Raw genomic sequence first — 19847 nt, forward strand, 5'->3', positions numbered from 1 at the left:
ATTCAACACAACAACTACCGGGTTAGTTCGAAGCGACTTGCGCGCTGGCTTGCGCCGCGGCCGGCTGGTCGCCCCAGCCGCCGCCCAGTGCGCGTATCAGCGCCACGGTGGTCACCGCACGGCTGCCGCGCAATTGCACCGCGTTGCGTTCGATGGCCGCCAGGTTGCGCTGCGCATCGAGCAAGTCCAGGTAGCTGGAACGGCCCGCCGCATACAGTTTTTGCGCCAGGTCGGCCGAACGGCGCGCCGATACCACGGCTTCGTCGATCTGCCGGGTCTGGCCCGCCAGAATGCGCAAGCCGGCCAGGTTGTCTTCGACTTCGGCAAACGCCACCAGCACGCTTTGACGATAGCTGGCAACCGACTCTTCCAGCGCCGCTTCGCTGCGCAGGATGTTGTTCTTGTTGCGGCCGCCGTCGATGATCGGCATCGACATCAGCGCGCCCAGCACCCACGAACGGCTGCTCCACTTGAAGATGTCCGAGAAGGTGTCGGTCGCGCTGCCGGCGGCGGCGTTCAGCGACAGCGCCGGGAACATCGCCGATTTGGCGATGCCGATGCGGGCGTTCGAGGCCACCATGGTACGCTGTGCGGCGGCGATGTCAGGACGGCGCTCCAGCAGAGTCGACGGCATGCCCGCCGGGATCACCGGCAGCAGGTTCGAGTCCAGCAGCGGGCTGACGCCGGCCGTGAATTCGGCCGCCGGCTTGCCCAGCAAGACCGCCAGTGCGTGCTCGTTGGTGACGCGCTGGCGCTGCAAGCCGATGGCTTCGGCGCGCGAGGTCGACAATTCGGTCTTGGCGCGGGCCAGGTCGAATTCGCCGATGTCGCCCAGGTCGTAACGGCTCTGGTTGACCTTGACGTTTTCTTCACGCAGACGCACGGTCTCCTGCAGCGTCGCCAGTTCGGCGTCGGTTTCGCGCAAATTGAAATACGTTTGCGCCACGTCGGCCTGCAAGGACAACAGCACCGAACGGTAAGTCGCTTCGACGGCGGCGGCATCGGCTTGCGATGCGCTGACATTCGAGGCGACCCGGCCGAACAGGTCCACTTCATAGCTGGCCGTCAGGTTGGCCTGGTAAATCATGCCCGGCGCCACCGGCGTGCCGTTCGGCAAGCCGAGCGACAGCGCCGACGAACGGTTGCGCTGCGCGCCCGCATTCACGCCGATTTGCGGAATGCGGTCGGCTTCGGCGATGCCGGCAATCGCCCGGGCTTGCTTGACGCGGGCCGCCGCCACCGCCAGGTTGGCGTTGGCGCGGGTGGCGTCCGCGATCAGCTGGTTCAGCGCCGTATCGTTAAAGGCCAGCCACCATTCGCCGCGCGGCTGCGCTTCGGCCGATGCGGCCTGTTTCCATTGGGTGCCGTCGGACGCGGTCTGAATCGCTTGCGATTCCTTGAAGGCGACCGGAATGTCGACCTTCGGCTGTTTGAATTCAGGCGCGGCGCAGGCCGCCAGCAGCAACGCTGCCAGCAGCGGCGCAACGCGCTTGGCCATCGTGGTATGCGAGTTCATTAATGGTTTCCTTCCAAAGCAGGCGCGGCGACAGCCGCGGCGGCAGGTTTTTTCTCAAAGCGGTCGGCCAGCTTGCGCAGCAAGACGTAGAACACCGGCGTCAGGAACAGGCCGAAGAAGGTCACGCCCAGCATGCCGGCGAATACCGCGACGCCCATCGCATGACGCATTTCGGAACCGGCGCCGTGCGAGAACACCAGCGGCACCACGCCCATGATGAAGGCGATCGACGTCATCAGGATCGGACGCAGGCGCAGACGGCACGATTCCAGCGCGGCTTCGACGATGGTGCGGCCATGGGTTTCCAGTTCGCGGGCGAATTCGACGATCAGGATCGCATTCTTCGACGCCAGGCCGACCAGCACGAACAGCGCGATCTGGGTAAACACGTTGTTGTCGCCATGGGTCAGCTTGACGCCGATCAGTGCGCACAGGATCGACATCGGCACGATCAGGATCACCGCCAGCGGCAAGGTCCAGCTTTCATACTGGGCGGCCAGCACCAGGAACACCAGCAGCACGCAGATCGGGAACACGTAGATCATGGTATTGCCGGACAAGATGTCCTGGTACACCAGCTCGGTCCATTCGTAGGCGATACCCTTCGGCAGCACTTGGTTGACGATCCTGGTCATTTCAGCCTGCGCTTCGCCGCTCGACACGCCCGGGGCCGGAGCGCCGTTCATTTCAGCCGACACGTAGGCGTTGTAGCGCTGCACGCGGTCCGGACCATAGCTGTCCTTGATGCGCATCAGCGACGACAGCGGGATCATTTCGCCCTTGTCGTTGCGAACCTTCAGTTGCGCGATGTCTTCGGCGTGCGAACGGAACTGCGCGTCAGCCTGGACCCGCACCTGGTAGGTGCGGCCGAACTGGTTGAAGTCGTTGACGTACAGCGAACCGAGGTTGATCTGCAAGGTCTGATAAATGGTTTGCAGCGGCACGCCCAATTGCTTGGCCTTGGCCCGGTCGATGTCGGCGAACAGCTGCGGCACGTTGATCTGGAAGCTGGAGAACACGCCTGCCAGTTTCGGGTTTTGCCATGCCTTCATCTGCACTGCCTGCACCGCCTTGTACAAGGCGTCGTAACCGAGGTTTTCACGGTCTTCGAGCATCAGCTTGAAACCGCCGGTGGTGCCCAGGCCATTGACTGGCGGCGGCGGGAATACCATGATGAAGGCATCCTGCACCACGCCCATGCGCTTGTTGATTTCGGCGGCGATCGCCTCACCCGATTCGCTCGGCCTGGTGCGTTCGTCAAACGGTTTCAAACCGGTAAACACGATGCCCGCGTTCGGCGCATTGGTGAAGCCGTTGATCGACAGGCCCGGGAAAGCGATCGACGATTCGACGCCGGGAATTTCCTTGGCGATGTCGGACATCTTGCGGATCACCGCTTCGGTACGGTCCAGCGACGCGGCGTCCGGCAATTGCGCGAAACCGATCAGGTACTGTTTATCCTGCGCCGGCACGAAGCCCGGCGGCACCAGCTTGAACATGAAGCCCGCGGCCACCGCCAGCAGCGCATACACCACCAGCGAACCGCCCTTGCGGCGCAAGACCGCGGTGACGCCGGTTTCGTAGTTGTGCGAAGCGCGGTTGAAGAAGCGGTTGAACCAGTTGAAGAAACGGCCGAAGATCATGTCCATGCCGCGCGTCAGCGCGTCCTTCGGCGCGTCGTGCGGTTTCAGCAGCGATGCGGCCAGCGCCGGCGCCAGCGTCAGCGAGCTGAATGCCGAGATCACGGTCGAGATGGCGATGGTCAGCGCAAACTGTTTGTAGAACTGGCCCGACAAGCCCGACACGAAGGCGATCGGCACGAACACGGCACACAGCACCAGCGCGATCGCGATAATCGGGCCGCTGACTTCCTTCATCGCCTGGATGGTCGCTTCGCGCGGCGCCAGGCCATTGGTAATATTACGCTCGACGTTTTCCACCACCACGATCGCATCGTCGACCACGATACCGATCGCCAGCACCAGCCCGAACAGCGACAGCGTGTTGATCGAAAAGCCGACAGCCAGCATCACGGCAAAGGTACCGACGATGGACACCGGCACCGCCAGCAGCGGGATGATCGACGCACGCCAGGTTTGCAGGAAGATGATGACCACCAGCGCCACCAGGATGATCGCTTCGATCAGCGTGTGGATCACCGACTTGATCGATTCGCGCACGAACTGGGTCGGGTCATACACGATGCTGTAGGTTACGCCCTCGGGAAAATCCTTGGACAGCTCGGCCATCTTGGCGCGCACGTCGCTGGACAATTGCAGCGCGTTGGCGTTCGGCGCCTCGAAAATAGGAATCGCCACCGCCGATTTATTGTTCAGCAGCGAGCGCAAGGCATACGAGTTCGAGCCCATTTCCAGGCGCGCCACGTCCTTCAGCTGCGTCACCGCGCCGTCGGCGTTCACCTTGACGATGATGGTGCCGAATTGCTCGACCGTTTGCAAACGGCCCTGGGTATTGACGGTCAGCTGGAAGTCGGCGTCCTTGGCCGGACCGGCGCCGATCACGCCAGCCGCGACTTGCACGTTTTGCTCGCGGATCGCATTGACGACGTCGCCCGCGGTCAGGTTACGGGCCGCCACTTTTTGCGGATCGAGCCAGACCCGCATCGCATAGTCGCCGGAACCGAACAGTTGCACCTCGCCCATGCCGGGCAGGCGCGCCAGTTGGTCCTTGACGTTCAGCACCGCGTAGTTGCGCAGGTACAGGTCGCTATAGCGGCCGCTCGGCGACTGCAAGTGGACCACCATGGTCAAGTTCGGCGAAGACTTGACGGTCGTCACGCCGATCTGGCGAACTTCGTCCGGCAGGCGCGGCAAGGCGCGCTGCACCCGGTTTTGCACTTCGGTTTCCGCTTGCTGGACGTTGGTGCCGATCTTGAAGGTCACGGTCAGCGCCAGTGCGCCGTCCGAGGTATTTTGCGAGGACATGTAGAGCATGTTCTCGACGCCGTTGATCTGCTCTTCCAGCGGCGCGGCCACAGTTTCGGCGATGATCTTCGGATTGGCGCCCGGATACTGCGCGCGCACCACCACCGACGGCGGCACCACGTTCGGGTACTCCGAGATCGGCAGCTTGAAGATCGAGATCAAGCCCGCCACGAAGATAATGATCGACAATACCGCCGCAAAAATCGGCTTGTCGACAAAAAAGCGTGAAATGTTCATATTCTTATTCCTTTACAGCGCCGGTCTTAACGGCGGCTAACTTGTCATCTTTTTTTACTTCCGGCTTGGCTGGAGCAGGCTTGGCGGGCGCCATCGGATCGAAATCCATCGCCACCATCTGCGCCGTCACCGGTGCGCCGGGATGGACCCGCTGCAAACCGTTGACGACGATTTTTTCGCCCGCCTTCAAGCCGTCGCGCACCACCCGCATGCCCTCGATTTGCGGTCCCAGCGTGACCGAGCGGTACTCGGCCTTGCCGTCGGCGCCGACCACGTAGACGAACTTGCGGTCCTGGTCGGTGCTGATGGCGCGGTCGTTGATCAGCAGCGCGCTCCTGACGTCTTGCGAACCGGCCAGCTGCACCCGGGCGAACAGGCCAGGCACCAGCGCGCCGTCGCTATTGTTCAGGGTGGCGCGCATGCGCACCGAGCCGCTCTTCGGATCGAGCTGGTTGTCGACGAATTCCAGCTTGCCTTCGTGCGGGAAGCCGGTTTCATTGGCCAGGCCGATTTTCACGCTGGCCGGCTGGCCTTTGTGGGAGGCGGCGCCGACGCGCAGATAGGTATCTTCATCGCCGTCGAAGCTGGCGTAGATGCGGTCCAGCGACACCACCGACGTCAGCACGGCCGAGGTGTCGACCAGGTTGCCCAGCGTGATTTCCGCTTTCGAGACGCGGCCATTGATCGGCGACACCACCTGGGTGTAGCCCAGGTTCAGCTTGGCCGTTTCGTACTGGGCTTGCGCGGCGCGCACGTTGGCTTCCAGTTCCTTCTGGTCGGACGCTTTTTGATCGTAGTCACGCTGGGCGATGGCTTTGTCGGCCAGCAGTTTTTCAGCGCGCACCAGTTCCAGCTTGGCCAGGTCGGCCTTGGCGCGGGCGGCCGCGGCGGCCGCTTCGGCGCGGTTGGCTTCGGCCTGGTAAGGACGCGGATCGATGACAAACAGCACGTCGCCTTTCTTGACTTCGCCGCCCGGTTTGAAATTGATCGCGGTGATGAAACCGCCGACACGCGGACGGATCTGCACCTGTTCGATCGCTTCCAGGCGGCCCGAGAATTCCTGGGTTTCGGTGATCTGTTTTTCCAGCACATTGGCGGCCGAAATCGGCGGACCGCCGGCGGCCGGCGCTTCCGGCGTTTTGCTATTGGCAGAATCGCAACCCGCAAGACTGAAAGCAAGCAATCCCGCCACAGCCATGGCGCCGGCCAGAGGCCGGACCAAAGCACTTAATTGTTTAGCGTTTTTCATTTAGTTCCCTTTTTATATGAAAATTTTTAATGGTACAGGCGTCACGATACTGCCCAGCTTTAAAAACAGGTGCGTTCAGGCTGGCGCCCGCTCAGGCGCCGCTATGGAAATAGATGGATGGGCTGCGAAAAATCGACCAGATATGTACACAGCACGCGTTATGCATGTACACTACACAGTGTAGTTGATAACCATCAATAAGTAAACTACTCAGTGTAATTTATTTCGCCATTCCCTGTTGTTGCCTTTATGAAGCCGGTTCTGGTCCGGAACCGGCTGTCAGGCCGGCCACAAAACTGGCGATTTCAGCCAACACATGTACACGACAGGCGCACTTGCTGCGCGCGTCCGGATCGCTGAGCGGCGCCGCCGGCATGCGCCGCACGGTCGTCTTGATGCCGCAGGCGATCAGCTTGACGCCGTATTGTTCAGCTTCATCGCGTAATGGGTCGTCCTCGGCCGACAAAATCAGTGCCGGCGGCAAATTCTTCAAGCGGCTCGATTGCAGCGGCGACGCATACGGATGACTGCGGTCGGCCGCATTCGGCAAATAGCCCCGGTAGGCGGCGGCGCAGGCGTCGGCCACCTGGCTCATATCCGGACAGCTCGGCACCGCGCGCATGGAACAGGTCGACAAGCCGGGATCGAGCATCGGCATGATCAGCAACTGGCCGGCCAGCGCCGGGCCGCCCCGGTCGCGCGACATCAAGGTGCATACCGCCGCCAGGTTGGCACCCGCTTCGATACCGGAAACAATCATTTGCTGGCCGGTCCAGCCCAGCTTGGCCTTGTGTTTCTTGGCCCATACCAGCACCGCATGCGCATCTTCCACCGCCGCCGGGAATGGCCGCACGGTAGCCAGCGTGTAATTGGTGCTCATCACGACATGGGCAGGATTGCTTTGCACCAGGCAACGCAGGAAATCGTCGCACTCGCCCAGGTCGCCGCCGACAAAACCACCGCCGTGGAAAAACACGATCAGGCTGTCGCGCTTGGTCGTATTCAGACCGGCCCGGTAAGTCCGCGCAGCGAGCGGCCCTTCGGCGCCCTGCACTTCAATCTCGCGGATATTCAGCGGCGCGTCGAGGGCGATGCTCATTGGGTGACCGCCTTGCCGTTTTGCGCTTCCACATTCGCCGGCAACACCTGTTCATCGTTCGAGCACAGCAGCACAGCGCCATTGCCGACTTCCGACGTCAGCGCGTAATAACCGCTGGCCTCGGCTTGCGCCGCGTGCGAATAAGCGTCGGTGTACACCATCCCGGCCAAAGCAACCGAGCTCAAAGCGAGAGCCAGTACTGCAAAGATTCCATTCCGATGACCCATGACATTCTCCTGATAACGATAAACACGTGCTGCAATCCATGCTGCAGTACAACAACTATAGACTTGTTCTACAATCTGATAAATAGCTGAAAGCCGAATTGATTGTTCGGGATCCTGAACAATAGGGAATAAAATGAATAAACTGCAGGCGATGGAAGTTTTCATACAGGTGGTCGACGCTGGCGGATTCACGCGCGCGGCCGAAAATATGCAGTTGCCGAAGGCGACAGTGTCGACCTTGATACAAACGCTGGAAAGTACGCTGGCGGTCAAGTTGCTGCATCGCACCACCCGCCACGTCAGCATCACCGCCGACGGCGCCGCCTATTATGAACGCTGCCTGCGCATCCTGTCGGACGTGCGCGACGCCGAGGAATCGCTGTCGCGCAACCGCCTGAGCCCGAGCGGACGGTTGCGCGTCGATGCGCCGACCGCGCTGTCGAGCGGCTTCATCATTCCTGCCCTGCCCGACTTTTTCGAACGTTATCCCGACATCCAGCTGGAACTGGGCAGCAGCGACCGGCCGGTCGACCTGGTCGAGGAAGGCGTCGATTGCGCGGTGCGCGGAGGCGAACTGGGCGATTCGACGCTGATCGCGCGGCGGGTCGGCATCTTGCACTTCCTGACTTGCGCAGCGCCATCCTACCTGGAAAAATATGGCCGGCCCTTGCATCCGAACGAGCTCGTCAACCACCGCGGCGTCAATTTTTTCTCGGCCAAGACCGGCAAGACCTTCGAATGGGATTTCACGCGCGATGGCGAGCGTATCCAGATGACGATGAACAGCAATATCGCGCTGAACGACTCGAACGCCTATATCAGCGCCGGCCTGGCCGGGCTGGGCGTGGTGCAAATGACGCACTTCATGCTGGGGCCGCTGATCGACATCGGTAAAATGGAAGAGTTGTTGACCGACTGGAGTTCCGACCCGCTGCCGATTCACGTGGTGTATCCGCAAAACCGCCACCTGTCGGCCAAAGTGCGGGTGTTCGTCGAATGGGTCGCCGAACTGTTCGCCAACCATCCGGGCACCCAATTGAAAAGCAAACCGGTGCATGGCGCGCCGGCCATTCCCACTATCGAGACAGGAAAATAAACATGAGCACCGTCGCCACAAGGGATACCGCACACAAGATTGTTTTCCTGGACCGCGACAGCCTGATCGCCGACGTGCGCCGGCCCGCCTTCGACCATACCTGGCAGGAATATCCGGCCACTGGCGCGGCCGACGCGGCGCCGCGCCTGGCCGGCGCGACCATCGCCATCACCAACAAAGTGCCGCTGCGGGCAAGCGACCTGGAACGGCTGCCGCACTTGAAAATGATCGCGGTGGCCGCCACCGGCACCGACGCCATCGACCTGGCCGCGTGCCGCGCGCGCGGCATCGTGGTATCGAACATCCGCGACTACTCGCGCGCATCGGTGCCGGAACACACGCTGGCGCTGATGCTGGCCCTGCGGCGCCGGCTGCTCGAATACCGGGCCGACATCGAGGCGGGCTTATGGCAAAAATCGGAACGATTCTGCCTGTTCGGCCATCCGGTCCAGGACCTGGCCGGCAGCCGCCTGGGACTGGCCGGTTATGGCGCGCTGGGCAAGGCGGTGGCGCAGCTGGCGCGCGCGTTCGGCATGCAGGTGATCGTCTACAGCCGCTCGAAGGTAGCCGACGCCGGCATCACCCAGGTGGCATGGGATGAATTGCTGGAAACCTCGGATGTACTGAGCTTGCATCTGCCGCTAAACCAGCAGACCCGCAACATGATCGGCGCGCAAGAACTGGGCCGCATGAAACCCAACGCGCTGCTGATCAACACCGCGCGCGGCGGCCTGGTCGACGAGGCGGCGCTGGCCATGGCGTTGCGCGATGGCGTGATCGCCGGCGCCGGTTTCGACGTGCTGTCCAGCGAACCGCCGCCGGCCGACCATGTGCTGCTCAATCTGCGGTTGCCGAATTTCATCCTGACCCCGCACACGGCCTGGGCCAGCGGCCAGGCGATGCAGACGCTGGCGGACCAGTTGATCGATAACCTGGAAGCGTTTGCGGCGGGGGCGCCGAGGAATCTGGTCGGCTGAGCCGGCGGGGCCAAACGCTAGAACGATCCCGGCAGCAAAATAGTCCGGTCCACCTGGCGCACGTCGCGCAGCCCGCAGAAGGCCATCGTCAAATCCAGTTCATTGCGGATAATGTCCAGGCATTTGCCGACGCCCTGCTCGCCCAGCGCGCCCAGGCCGTACAGGAAGGGCCGGCCGATATACACGCCCTTGGCGCCCAGCGCCAGCGCCTTGATCACGTCCTGGCCGGAGCGGATGCCGCCATCCATATGCACTTCGATCCGGCCGCCGACCGCATCGACGATGGCCGGCAGCGCGCCGATCGACGATTGCGCGCCGTCCAGCTGGCGGCCGCCGTGGTTCGACACGATCAGCGCATCGGCGCCGCTGGCCAGCGCCAGCCGGGCGTCTTCGGCATCCATGATGCCTTTGAGGATCAGCTTGCCCCCCCAGCGCCGCTTGATCCACTCGACATCGGCCCACGACAGCGTCAGGTCGAACTGCTGCCGTGTCCATTCATGCAGCGACGTCATGCCGGACACCGACGCCGCATGGCCGACGATGTTGCCGAAGCCGCGCCGTTTGGTGCCCAGCATGCCCAGGCACCAGCGCGGCTTGCCGGCCATGTTGATAATATTTGGCAAGGTCAATTTCGGCGGCGCCGACAAGCCGTTGCGCAAGTCCTTGTGGCGCTGGCCCAGCACCTGCAAGTCCAGCGTCAATACCAGCGCGGAACAGTTGGCCGCCTTGGCGCGGTCGATCAGGCGGTTGATGTAATCGCGGTCTTTCATCACGTACAGCTGGAACCAGAACGGTTTGCTGGTGTGGGCCGCCACGTCTTCGATCGAGCAAATGCTCATCGTCGACAAGGTAAACGGCACGCCGAATTTTTCGGCCGCCCGGGCCGCCAGGATTTCGCCGTCGGCATGCTGCATGCCGGTCAGGCCGGTCGGCGCCAGGGCCACCGGCATGGCCACCTGCTGTCCCACCATCGCCGATTGCAGGCTGCGGTTTTCCAGGTTGACGGCGACGCGCTGGCGGAATTTGATGCGTTCGAAATCGCTGCTGTTGGCGCGGTAGGTCGATTCAGTCCATGAACCGGTGTCGGCATAATCGTAAAACATGCGCGGCACTCTTTTTTTCGCCAGCACACGCAAGTCCTCGACACAGGTAATGATCGTCATGCACGCTTTCCTTTTGATGAGTGATGCGCACCATCATCGGATATTTGCGGCCAATTGGCTATCGTTAAATCAGCCGTACAGTAAAACGCGCAAGCGCAAGGCGTCCGCTGGATGCGGCGCACAACCGTCACCAGCGCCGCGCACCGAGGATTTTCTCGCCCAATTCGCTCAATTGCGCACGCGGGTAACGGGTCTTTTCGCGCTCCAGCGGGTCGCCGGGAAACGCATATCCTTGCGGCGCGCAACGTTCATGCCAGCTTGCCACGCGCCAGTCGCGCAGCGCCTGATTGTCTGCTTGCGCCGGCGTGAAGGAAATGTATTGCGCCAGCCGCACTTGATGATCCGACGTATTCGGCCGGATGCCGTGCGCCAGCAAACTGTTAAAGATCAGCAAGTCGCCCTGCTGCATCGCGATGAATTCCAGCGCATACGGCACCGTCGCCAAGTCCGGCTGCCACGGATTGCGGTCCGGCGGCACGGTCTTGCGCCATTCCACGAAATTCCTGAACAATTCTGGATAGCATTGAAATCCCCCGGAGGCCGGCGAGGTGTCGGACAAGGCCAGCACACCCTGCACATTGACCGGCAGCGGGTACAGCGTGGTGTCGGCATCCCAGTGGATGAAACCGGCAAACCTGCGTTTGCCATGGTTCGGCGTGTTCAGGTTGGCGCGGTCGATGGTGACCCACAAGTCTTCGCGGTCCCAGATATCGACAAAGGCATGGTAGATGCGCAAGGTCTGGCGGTTATCCCACAAGGTTTGATGATGGTAAGCCTCGACCATGCCGGAACCGTTCAATTCCTTCATCGCATGGTCGCGCAACTGGGCCTGGTTCCATGAGCCTGGATCGTTTTCGTCCAGCCCCTGGAATTCCCACAAGAAATCGGCGCTGCGCTTGACTTGCTCCGGTGGCACGGCATTGCGGACGATCACATAACCATAGGTTTGCCAATGCAGGAAGTCGGCCTGCGACAAGACCCGCAGCGGCAAGCTTTTCTGGATATCGCGCAACTGGGTTTGTTCAGCGCAGGCCACCGACGGATTGCCGGGGCGCTGGTCGCCAGCGTGGTAGCGGTGGTTCATCTTGTCTCCTTTGTCAGGTAATCGGGCAGACAAATTTTGCGGCCAAAACAAGCAGGCAAATGTGCCAGGACCAGCCGATATTGATACTATCCTGACTTAGAGCCTATCCCAGTAGATGAATACGCCCTCTTCTGGCGCTCCTCAGGAACGGGGACTGCGTTGATCGTCGTCGCGTGGCCCGCCACGCGTCCTCCTTACGCCTGGTCCGCGCTCCTGATGCGCGGCCAGAACAAGACGCTCACTACTGGGATAGGCTCTTAGCGCCTAACAAAACATCCATGGCGGCGCTACATTGCCTTGTCGACCCTTTGTACTGCCCCCGGCGTACTGCCCACGGCGTGATGCCCACGGCAATGCGCCTTGCCCTGAACATTTTGTCAGGCGCTCTACATCACTAAAAAGCCATCAAAAAATCGTCACCATGACACCTCAATTTGAACAGGTAACGATACCGCCCGGCCATTCCTGGGGGCTGTTATGGCGCGAACTGCCGGAATTGCCGTTCCTGTGGCATTACCATCCGCAATTCGAGCTGACCCTGACGATGAATGCGCGCGGCCAGCGCTACATCGGCGACCACCTGGCTGATTTCGGCCCCGGCGACCTGGTGCTGGTCGGTCCGAATTTGCCGCATACCTGGTCGGCCAGCGAGCGCATCGATGCGGCGCAGCCGATGCTGGCGGTGGTGGCCTGGTTTTCTGCCGAATGGCTGGCGCAGCTGGCACAGGTTTTCCCGGAATTGCGCGGCTTGCGGCAATTGGGACACAAGGCGGGACCGGGTTTGCATTTCACGCCGGCCGCCGCGCGGCATTGCGCGCCGCTGATGCTGCGCCTGCAAGCGCTGGCGCCGCCGCAACGGCTGCCGTTGCTGCTGGACATATTGCTGCATCTGGCCGGCGACCATGATGCGCAACCGCTGGTTGCGCGCGCGCTGACGGCGATCGATGCCGGTGTACAGCAAAAAAGAATGGAACGGGTGCTCGATTATATGCACCAGCATTTCAGGGAAGAAATCCCGCTGGCGCTGCTGGCGCAGCAGGCAAGCTTGTCGGCCGGCGCCTTCCAGCGCTTTTTCAAGCGCCATGCGGTGTGCACGCCCAGTGTTTATTTGACGCAATTGCGCATCGGCCAAGCTTGCCAGCAATTGATCGAGACGGATAAATCGATCGCCGTCATCGCGCAAGAGTCAGGCTATCGCAACCTGGCGCATTTCAACCGCCAGTTCAAACAGCTCAAGAACGGCACGCCACGCGCATTCCGGCGTCATTACCGGGATGGTGCACGAGAAACGTCATGCAAAGACTGACAAACAGCATGCGGAAAAGAAAAAAGGGATCAGATTTTTCAATCTGACCCCTGATATTCTGGTGCGGCTGGCAGGAATTGAACCCACGACCCCTTGGTTCGTAGCCAAGTACTCTATCCAGCTGAGCTACAGCCGCAAAAACTTTACATCTTACAACTTACTTGACCGTTCAAGCTTTTCAGCCATCCAAGTCAAGCCACTACTTGTTGAATACTGCCACCAGCGTTTGCTGACAACAAGATTCTGGTGCGGCTGGCAGGAATTGAACCCACGACCCCTTGGTTCGTAGCCAAGTACTCTATCCAGCTGAGCTACAGCCGCAAAACTCTAGATACTACAACTCACTTTATTGCCTGTGCCATACACGCACTACAACAAAGGTATGACTTTTTAGAACGCATCGCCAGACTTTCATCTGACAACAAAAATTCTGGTGCGGCTGGCAGGAATTGAACCCACGACCCCTTGGTTCGTAGCCAAGTACTCTATCCAGCTGAGCTACAGCCGCGCATGCAACATTGTATCGTATTCACTTCGTTTTGAAAAGCTTGATTTTTCAATCGCTTAGCTGGTTTTACGCGATATTGCCACGCATTGCCCGCCAACTTTTCATCCACAAAAAGCCCACGCTTTTTCACAAATGACCTTGCTTGTTCAGCCTTGAAACTTGTGTTTCGAAGAGTTGCTCCCTCGAAAGAAGCAGGATTATAGGGATAAGCCAGCGGGCTGTCTAGTGTGAAAACAAACTATTCCATGGCGAATATAAAACTTTGCATGCATGACAGCAATGTGTGACATCCTTGCAAGGCTTATTGGGGTGCATGGGCGATACAGTCGATTTCAAGTTCCGCTCCCAGCGCCAGCCCATTACTGCCCATTGCGCAACGCGCCGGATAGCGGCCAGCTTCAAAATAAGTAATATAGATATCGTTGAAGCGGCTCCACTTCGACATATCGGCGATCATCACCGAGCACTTCACCAAATGCTGCATGCCCAGGCCCATGCTCTTGAGCGTGGCGGCGACGTTATCCATCATCTGGCGCGACTGGGCCTCGAAACCGTCCGCCAGGCCATCCGGTCCGAGGCCGATCTGCCCGGACAGATAGATAGTGTCGCCGACCCGCACCGCATCCGAAAAAGGATAGGGACTGCCTTCGGTGGCATGGAATTCAACAGGACCAGCGACTACTTTGTTTAATTTACTCATGTTTTTCCAAGGACTGACAAATATGAAGGATCAGGCTGCACAGCGCCAGCCTGCGGTTACCTCAGCATATCACAACATTTTGTTGATTAAATAAATAACATCAACACATTGTTGATTCCCAATCATGCCCCCCCCCCCACAGCACGACAGGCCAGGGCCGGCTGATGCTTTTAAGCGACAGCACCACGCCGGTGCATTAATATTTTGCAGTGCACCAAAATAGTGAAAATGTCCGTTTAACCCCTCATGGCCAAGGGATCCGGCACTCATTCACCAAGCTGATTTCTTTCATCACCAACAAAAATTTGATTTTTATTTTGCGATGCAGCATGATTCAGCTGTCTCCTCTATTCTCTTAACGGAAAATAGATTTAGCCCGCTCTCGAGCGGGCTTTTTTTTATCCGTCGTGAGTGGCCAAAAACGACGCCCGGGTCCGCTAGCCGGACTGTGGCAATGGTGCGAGCCGATTCTGCGGTTGGGGATACAATGCAAGAGTAGACGGCGGATCTCGCGCCAGGCGGAAATACCAGCCCGCCGCTGTTACGATAAATGACGGCTCAGCCGCGCACTCATGACGACTTCAATCGAGCCTACCGACCTGATTTTCCGTTCGCCCGCCTGGCGCGGACCAGCGGCGGCCAGCGCCGTCAACCTGATGCGGGACTACTGATGGCCAAGCACGACCGCGACAAGGAAATGCTGTCGCAATTGGCAGCGATGCGCAGCCCGGGCACTGCAATGACGGCGCATGGTCACGCAGGACAGGAAATACTGGACCCCGGAGCAGCGCTGCGCCTGTCGAATGAACGTATGGAGAGTTTGCTGCAAAACATCAGCGATGGCTTCCTGGCGGTCGACCGCGACTGGTCCATCACTTGCATCAACCAACATGCTGCCGATCTGCTGGGCGCGCGGCGCGCGGCGGCCGGCAGCCTGCCCCGCCGCCAGTTGTGGCAGGCATTTCCCGCCTTGTGCGGCAGCGCGCTGGAAAGCCACTATCGCCAGGCGCTGGAAACCCGCGTCGGCATGACCGTCGAGTTATATTATGTGCCGCTGCAACGCTGGCTGGAAGTGCGCACCTATCCATCCAGCGAAGGCTTGACCAGCCACATCCAGGACATCAGCCAGCGCAGGCAGGCCGACGCGGCGCGGCGCCAACACGAACAAAACCTGCGCGACGAAAGCAATCTGCTGGAGTTGCTGAACCGCACCGGCGCCACGCTGGCCGGCACGCTCGATTTGCGCGCGCTGCTGCAAGCCGTGACCGATAGCGCCACCAGCATCAGCGGCGCACATTTCGGCGCGTTCTTTTACCAGGATCCCGGGCATACCGCGCCGACACTGCAGACCCAGTCCGGCGCCGCGTCGCGCGCCCAGGCGCTGTTGCCGCCGCAGCTGCGCGGCGGCGCCATGCTGCGCATCGACGATGCGCCGGCCGATCCGCGCTATGACAACATCGGCGAACAACTGGGCGTCAGCGGAGCGCTGCGCAGCTATCTGATTGCGCCGGTGCATTCCCGTTTCGGCGAGGCGATCGGCTACCTGCTGTTCGGCCATCCGGAAGCGGCCATGTTCAGCCAGCGCACCGAGCGCATCATCGCCGGCATCGCGGCGCAGGCCGCGGTGGCACTGGACAATACCCGCATGTACGCGGCGGCCCAGCAAGCGGCGCAAGAACGCAAGATCTTGCTCGACAGCGAACGCAGCGCCCGTAACGAAGCCGAACACAGCAACCAGATCAAGGATGAGTTCCTGTCCACGCTGTCGCATGAATTGCGCACCCCGCTGTCGGCGATCCTTGGCTGGGCCCAGGTATTGCGGCGCGGCACGCGCGACCAGGCCGATTTGCACCGGGGCTTGCAAAGCATCGAACGCAATGCCCGCGCGCAAGCGCAGCTGATCGAGGATTTGCTCGACATGAGCCGCATCACGTCCGGCAAGGTGTTGCTGGATATGCAGTCGATTTTGCCGGCCACCGTCATCGACGCCGCCATCGAAGCGCTGCGCCCGGCCGCCGAGGCCAAGAATATACAGATGGAAATGTCGATCGATCCGGCCGCCGGCCCCATCGCCGGCGACGCCAGCCGCTTGCAGCAAGTGATGTGGAACTTGCTGTCGAATGCGCTCAAATTCACGCCGCGCGACGGCCGCGTGCAGATCGCCGTGCGCCAGGCCGACGACGCCCACGTCGACATCACCGTCAGCGACAACGGCATCGGCATCGAAGCGCCATTCCTGGGCCATGTATTCGAGCGCTTCCGCCAGGCCGACGCGTCGACCACCCGCAAGCATGGCGGCCTGGGACTGGGACTGGCGATCGTCAAGCACCTGGTCGAACAGCATGGCGGCACGGTGTCCGCCAGCAGCGAAGGCTTGAACCGCGGCGCCAGTTTTACGCTGCGCCTGCCCTTGGCCAGCGACAGCGCAGCCAGCCGCCAGATGCGCAGCTATGCGCCGCTGCCGCGCCAGGACAACGGCGACATGCCATTGCGCGACTTGTCGGGCGTCAAAGTGCTGGTAGTCGACGATGAAGCGGATGCGCGCGAACTGATCCAGCGCATACTGAGCGATTGCAAGGCCGAAGTCGTCACCGCCGCCAGCGCCGCGCAAGCGCTGCACCTGGTGGTCAAGACCCGCCCAGACGTCTTGGTCAGCGATATCGGCATGCCCGACATCGACGGTTTCGAATTACTGGCGCTGGTGCGCGCGCTGGGGCCGGAATCGGGCGGCGCGCTGCCCGCCGTCGCGCTGACCGGGTTTGCCCGTTCGCAAGAGCGGCAACGCGCACTGGCCAGCGGCTTCCGCGCCCATGTATCAAAACCGGTGGAACCGACGGAATTGATCGCCGCGGTGGCCGGCCTGGTGGCGCCCGGCATGGCTGTGCAAGAACGCTGATGCCGCCGACGGCCCTGGTGCAGCCAGCTGGCGCGGCAAGCGGGCGCAGCAAAAAAGACAATAGCCGCTATAAGAATGATAATAAAATCGTTTCGGGTTCCTACCCGCAGACGCGGCAATGTCCTACAAGCAACTTATCATTCTTTTGCTACACTGAATCCATCGATATGATTGATTGGACAGCCCATACGGATTTGCCGCCCCGCCCGCTTCTGGAACTTGCCGTGCAGCACACCTGCCGTGCGCCCCTTGTTTTCCCAAGGCGCTACTATCTGGAGCGCGCTCGGCCGTAGGCGCCGACTTTTCAGCATTGACAGAGATCACTATGCCTAGCCAAGAAGAAATACTAAAAGCCAAAATCCTGGTCGTTGACGATGCGCCGGACAATATCGACCTGATGCTGGAAATTCTGCGCGATGCCGGCTACACCAACACCACCGCCACCATGCACCCGGAACTGGTGTGTGCGATGCATCGCGAACAGTGCTACGACTTGATCTTGCTCGATCTGCAAATGCCTGAATTAAACGGTTTTCAGGTCATGAAAGGTTTAAAGGAAATCGAACAAAGCGGCTACCTGCCAGTGCTGGCCCTGACTGCCCAGCCCAGCTTCAAGATCGCCGCGCTGGAGGCCGGCGCCCGCGATTTCATCAGCAAACCGTTCGATTTGATGGAAGTCCATAAACGCATCCACAATATGCTGGAAGTGCGGCTGCTGTACAAGGAGTTGGCGCAATACAGCAAACAGCAGCAGGAATTGGCGCTGCACGATGCGCTGACCGGCTTGCCGAACCGGCGCTTGCTGGAAGACCGCATCGAAAACACGGTCCAGCATGCGGCCCGCAATCGCGGCAAAGCCGCCATTTTGTATCTCGACCTGGATGGCTTCAAGGCCATCAATGACACTTACGGCCATGCCTATGGCGACGACATCCTGAAAATGGTGGCCGGCCGGCTAGTCGACGCATCGCGCAAGGAAGACACCGTGGCGCGCATCGGCGGCGATGAATTTGTCATCGTGCTGGGCGACCTGTGCGGTTCCGGCGACGCGCGCGAGCCGGCCACGAAATTGATCGATATCATTTCCGCGCCCTATTTCATCAACGACCTGACCTTGAACTTGTCGACCAGCATAGGCATCAGCATCTATCCGGACGATGCGCTGTCGGTGGAAACCTTGCTGAACGCGGCCGACACCGCCTTATACCAGGCCAAACGGGCCGGCAAGAACCGCTTTTGCTGCGCGCCGCGCGGCGCCAAACCGACTGTCGCGCACCATCAAAGCGCGCTGCCATCGATCGCCTGATCGCTGGCAGCGCGCCACCGAACCGCCCCCTGCAATACCCTATTTGGCCTCGCTGGCAGTGACTTGATGTTTGCCGGCATGCTGGTGATCGCCTTGCGCGTCGACCTTTTCCGGCGCTACTTCAATGCGCGTGATGCCGGCGTCGACCGAGATCGGATCGCTGGCCGGAAATGTCATTTCGACCGCTTCGTCGAGCAAATCCTCCTTGGCCCTGGCGCCGCCGCTGAGCGCTTCCTCGTCGGCCAGCGTGGCCAGTGCGCTGGCCCATTTGACGAAATTCAAGTTCGCCAAGTCGCGCACGGTCAGCACGCCGAACGCTTGCTGCAAGGCCTTGGCATCCTTGATACTGAGGCCGCGCAAGGCGCTCAGCGGCGCGCCGACGATTTCGGTGAAACTCTTGCCCAGGTATTCCTGGTCTACGATAGTGTCGATATTCATGATGTTTCCTTTCGGCTCGGTAGAGGAAGTCATTTCCGTCCCTGCACTATCCCACAGCCGCGCCGCCGCGTATGTGCGAAACCAGACAGAGTCCGCCATCGACTATCTGCCACCTAGGAAACTAAATTTACTTGTAGGAAATTATCTTCCGCCGCCCCGGAGTGCGCCGCGAATTTCATTCCTCATGTATTATCTGGACGTAAAATACGCTGTTCTACTTTTTGACCCTTCACGGCACGCTATGTTCGAACCGGCAAAACAAGATTCCACTACTGGCTTGACGCAGCTTGCGCCTTCCGTGCACATTGATGCGCAACGGGCGGCCGACTTGAGCGAATTGCTCGGCCATGTCAATACCAGCTGGGATGATGAACGGCGCAGCCTGTCGCGCCAGTTGCACGACAGCCTGGGGTCGTCGCTGACGGCGCTGAGCATGCATTTGTCGCTGCTGGCGCAAAAAATGCCGCAAGAACAGGCGTTGATCGATCGCACTGCCGTAATGAAACAATTACTCGCAAATGTAATCGAAACCAATCGCCAGATGCAGTTAAAATTGTGGAACGACAAGCTGGAATTCCTCGGTGTCAATGTCGCGCTGAGCGAGCTGTCGATCCAGTTCGCGGAACAGCAGCACATCGCCGTGCGCTGCAGCCTGCCGGAAGATGAACTGGTTTGCCCGCGCAATTATGGCGTGGCGCTGTTGCGCACGCTGGAAGAAGCGCTGAGCAATATCGCGGCCCACGCCCAGGCCAGCGAAGTCGACATCATCGTCGACGACAACGACGAAGCGCTGACGCTGACGGTCAAGGACAACGGCGTCGGCATGCCGGCGCAGCAAGAGGCGTCAGCCACCGGCAAGCATGGCTTGCGCTCGGTGCGCGAGCGGGTCCAATACCTGGGCGGCGCCCTGAGCCTGCAAGCCGGCCCGGACGGGCGCGGCACCACCCTGACAGTAACATTGCCGCGCAAATCATCTTGAGAGCGCCGAACAAAGCATTCAGGGCAAGGCGCATTGCCGCAGGCAGTACGCCGTGGGCAGTACGCATGGTCGACAAGACGATGCAACGCCGCCATCGATGTTGTGTGCGGCGCGCGCTCTG

Annotated in this window: 15 protein-coding genes and 3 tRNA genes; 6 read left to right on the forward strand and 12 right to left on the reverse strand. The window is 60.6% G+C overall.

The genetic code is table 11. The features are described 5' to 3' along the window. Nucleotides 1-22: 22 nt before the first annotated feature. The 5 genes from GJA_RS13515 to GJA_RS26725 form a co-directional block, all read right to left on the reverse strand. Nucleotides 23-1516 (reverse strand): efflux transporter outer membrane subunit, encoded by a 1494-nt coding sequence (locus tag GJA_RS13515; protein ID WP_038493081.1) that lies wholly within the window; start codon nucleotides 1514-1516, stop codon nucleotides 23-25. After that, on the reverse strand, nucleotides 1516-4698 hold the full coding sequence (locus tag GJA_RS13520) for an efflux RND transporter permease subunit (protein WP_038493083.1): 3183 nt from the start codon (nucleotides 4696-4698) through the stop codon (nucleotides 1516-1518). Before GJA_RS13520 ends, GJA_RS13515 begins: the two co-directional genes overlap by 1 nt. Before the next feature lie 4 nt (nucleotides 4699-4702). Next, the gene (locus tag GJA_RS13525; protein WP_038493085.1) at nucleotides 4703-5947 is read right to left on the reverse strand and encodes an efflux RND transporter periplasmic adaptor subunit; all 1245 of its coding nucleotides are present in this window, start codon (nucleotides 5945-5947) and stop codon (nucleotides 4703-4705) included. A gap of 247 nt (nucleotides 5948-6194) precedes the next feature. Beyond that, a complete protein-coding gene (locus tag GJA_RS13530) occupies nucleotides 6195-7046 on the reverse strand; it encodes an alpha/beta hydrolase (RefSeq protein WP_038493087.1) in 852 nt (283 codons plus the stop codon). Continuing rightward, entirely contained in the window at nucleotides 7043-7231 is a 189-nt protein-coding gene (locus GJA_RS26725; RefSeq protein WP_242404536.1) for a hypothetical protein, read from the reverse strand. Before GJA_RS26725 ends, GJA_RS13530 begins: the two co-directional genes overlap by 4 nt. 175 nt (nucleotides 7232-7406) lie before the next feature. On the opposite strand from GJA_RS26725, the gene GJA_RS13535 reads away from it, so the two are divergent. Both GJA_RS13535 and GJA_RS13540 read left to right on the forward strand, forming a co-directional pair. Beyond that, nucleotides 7407-8369: a LysR family transcriptional regulator gene (locus tag GJA_RS13535; protein WP_038493089.1), complete on the forward strand. Its 963-nt coding sequence runs from the start codon at nucleotides 7407-7409 to the stop codon at nucleotides 8367-8369. Between the two features lie 2 nt (nucleotides 8370-8371). Continuing rightward, nucleotides 8372-9346 carry a D-2-hydroxyacid dehydrogenase gene (locus tag GJA_RS13540; protein WP_038493091.1) on the forward strand — a complete coding sequence of 325 codons (975 nt, stop codon included), beginning with the start codon at nucleotides 8372-8374 and terminating at the stop codon, nucleotides 9344-9346. A 17-nt stretch (nucleotides 9347-9363) separates the two neighbouring features. On the opposite strand, the gene GJA_RS13545 is transcribed toward GJA_RS13540, so the two are convergent. Both GJA_RS13545 and GJA_RS13550 read right to left on the reverse strand, forming a co-directional pair. After that, nucleotides 9364-10509, reverse strand: coding sequence for an alpha-hydroxy acid oxidase (locus tag GJA_RS13545; RefSeq protein ID WP_038493093.1), 1146 nt, complete (start codon nucleotides 10507-10509; stop codon nucleotides 9364-9366). A 127-nt stretch (nucleotides 10510-10636) separates the two neighbouring features. Further along, nucleotides 10637-11593 (reverse strand): phytanoyl-CoA dioxygenase family protein, encoded by a 957-nt coding sequence (locus GJA_RS13550; RefSeq protein ID WP_038493095.1) that lies wholly within the window; start codon nucleotides 11591-11593, stop codon nucleotides 10637-10639. Nucleotides 11594-12014: 421 nt separating this feature from the next. Between GJA_RS13550 and GJA_RS13555 the strand changes: the two genes are divergently transcribed. Next, on the forward strand, nucleotides 12015-12899 hold the full coding sequence (locus GJA_RS13555; RefSeq protein WP_038493097.1) for a helix-turn-helix domain-containing protein: 885 nt from the start codon (nucleotides 12015-12017) through the stop codon (nucleotides 12897-12899). A gap of 59 nt (nucleotides 12900-12958) precedes the next feature. Here GJA_RS13555 and GJA_RS13560 read toward each other — a convergent pair. The 4 genes from GJA_RS13560 to GJA_RS13575 all read right to left on the reverse strand — a co-directional run bounded on the left by GJA_RS13560 (nucleotide 12959) and on the right by GJA_RS13575 (nucleotide 14107). Then, nucleotides 12959-13035: transfer RNA gene (locus tag GJA_RS13560), tRNA-Arg, on the reverse strand. A 108-nt stretch (nucleotides 13036-13143) separates the two neighbouring features. Continuing rightward, nucleotides 13144-13220, reverse strand: a tRNA-Arg gene (locus tag GJA_RS13565). A gap of 110 nt (nucleotides 13221-13330) precedes the next feature. Continuing rightward, a tRNA-Arg gene (locus GJA_RS13570) sits at nucleotides 13331-13407 on the reverse strand. 301 nt (nucleotides 13408-13708) lie between these two features. After that, nucleotides 13709-14107 (reverse strand): RidA family protein, encoded by a 399-nt coding sequence (locus GJA_RS13575; RefSeq protein WP_038493099.1) that lies wholly within the window; start codon nucleotides 14105-14107, stop codon nucleotides 13709-13711. Between the two features lie 670 nt (nucleotides 14108-14777). On the opposite strand from GJA_RS13575, the gene GJA_RS13580 reads away from it, so the two are divergent. Further along, nucleotides 14778-17003 carry a hybrid sensor histidine kinase/response regulator gene (locus GJA_RS13580; RefSeq protein ID WP_038493101.1) on the forward strand — a complete coding sequence of 742 codons (2226 nt, stop codon included), beginning with the start codon at nucleotides 14778-14780 and terminating at the stop codon, nucleotides 17001-17003. Nucleotides 17004-17328: 325 nt separating this feature from the next. Then, a complete protein-coding gene (locus GJA_RS13585) occupies nucleotides 17329-18309 on the forward strand; it encodes a diguanylate cyclase domain-containing protein (RefSeq protein ID WP_038493103.1) in 981 nt (326 codons plus the stop codon). A gap of 39 nt (nucleotides 18310-18348) precedes the next feature. Here the strand turns inward: GJA_RS13585 and GJA_RS13590 are convergent, their stop codons facing one another. Beyond that, nucleotides 18349-18747 (reverse strand): hypothetical protein, encoded by a 399-nt coding sequence (locus tag GJA_RS13590; protein WP_038493105.1) that lies wholly within the window; start codon nucleotides 18745-18747, stop codon nucleotides 18349-18351. A 298-nt stretch (nucleotides 18748-19045) separates the two neighbouring features. On the opposite strand from GJA_RS13590, the gene GJA_RS13595 reads away from it, so the two are divergent. After that, nucleotides 19046-19726 (forward strand): sensor histidine kinase, encoded by a 681-nt coding sequence (locus GJA_RS13595; protein ID WP_339325659.1) that lies wholly within the window; start codon nucleotides 19046-19048, stop codon nucleotides 19724-19726. Nucleotides 19727-19847 lie beyond the last annotated feature (121 nt).

This window comes from Janthinobacterium agaricidamnosum NBRC 102515 = DSM 9628 (assembly GCF_000723165.1).
In the GTDB taxonomy this organism is placed as follows: domain Bacteria; phylum Pseudomonadota; class Gammaproteobacteria; order Burkholderiales; family Burkholderiaceae_D; genus Janthinobacterium; species Janthinobacterium agaricidamnosum.

Coding starts and splice junctions, on each gene's coding strand:
- GJA_RS13585 (WP_038493103.1), top strand. CDS start 17,329: ATGCCTAGCCAAGAAGAAATACTAAAAGCCAAAATCCTGGTCGTTGAC.
- GJA_RS13515 (WP_038493081.1), bottom strand. CDS start 1,516: ATGAACTCGCATACCACGATGGCCAAGCGCGTTGCGCCGCTGCTGGCA.
- GJA_RS13520 (WP_038493083.1), bottom strand. CDS start 4,698: ATGAACATTTCACGCTTTTTTGTCGACAAGCCGATTTTTGCGGCGGTA.
- GJA_RS13550 (WP_038493095.1), bottom strand. CDS start 11,593: ATGAACCACCGCTACCACGCTGGCGACCAGCGCCCCGGCAATCCGTCG.
- GJA_RS13555 (WP_038493097.1), top strand. CDS start 12,015: ATGACACCTCAATTTGAACAGGTAACGATACCGCCCGGCCATTCCTGG.
- GJA_RS13580 (WP_038493101.1), top strand. CDS start 14,778: ATGGCCAAGCACGACCGCGACAAGGAAATGCTGTCGCAATTGGCAGCG.
- GJA_RS13575 (WP_038493099.1), bottom strand. CDS start 14,107: ATGAGTAAATTAAACAAAGTAGTCGCTGGTCCTGTTGAATTCCATGCC.
- GJA_RS13545 (WP_038493093.1), bottom strand. CDS start 10,509: ATGACGATCATTACCTGTGTCGAGGACTTGCGTGTGCTGGCGAAAAAA.
- GJA_RS13530 (WP_038493087.1), bottom strand. CDS start 7,046: ATGAGCATCGCCCTCGACGCGCCGCTGAATATCCGCGAGATTGAAGTG.
- GJA_RS13535 (WP_038493089.1), top strand. CDS start 7,407: ATGAATAAACTGCAGGCGATGGAAGTTTTCATACAGGTGGTCGACGCT.
- GJA_RS13590 (WP_038493105.1), bottom strand. CDS start 18,747: ATGAATATCGACACTATCGTAGACCAGGAATACCTGGGCAAGAGTTTC.
- GJA_RS13525 (WP_038493085.1), bottom strand. CDS start 5,947: ATGAAAAACGCTAAACAATTAAGTGCTTTGGTCCGGCCTCTGGCCGGC.
- GJA_RS13540 (WP_038493091.1), top strand. CDS start 8,372: ATGAGCACCGTCGCCACAAGGGATACCGCACACAAGATTGTTTTCCTG.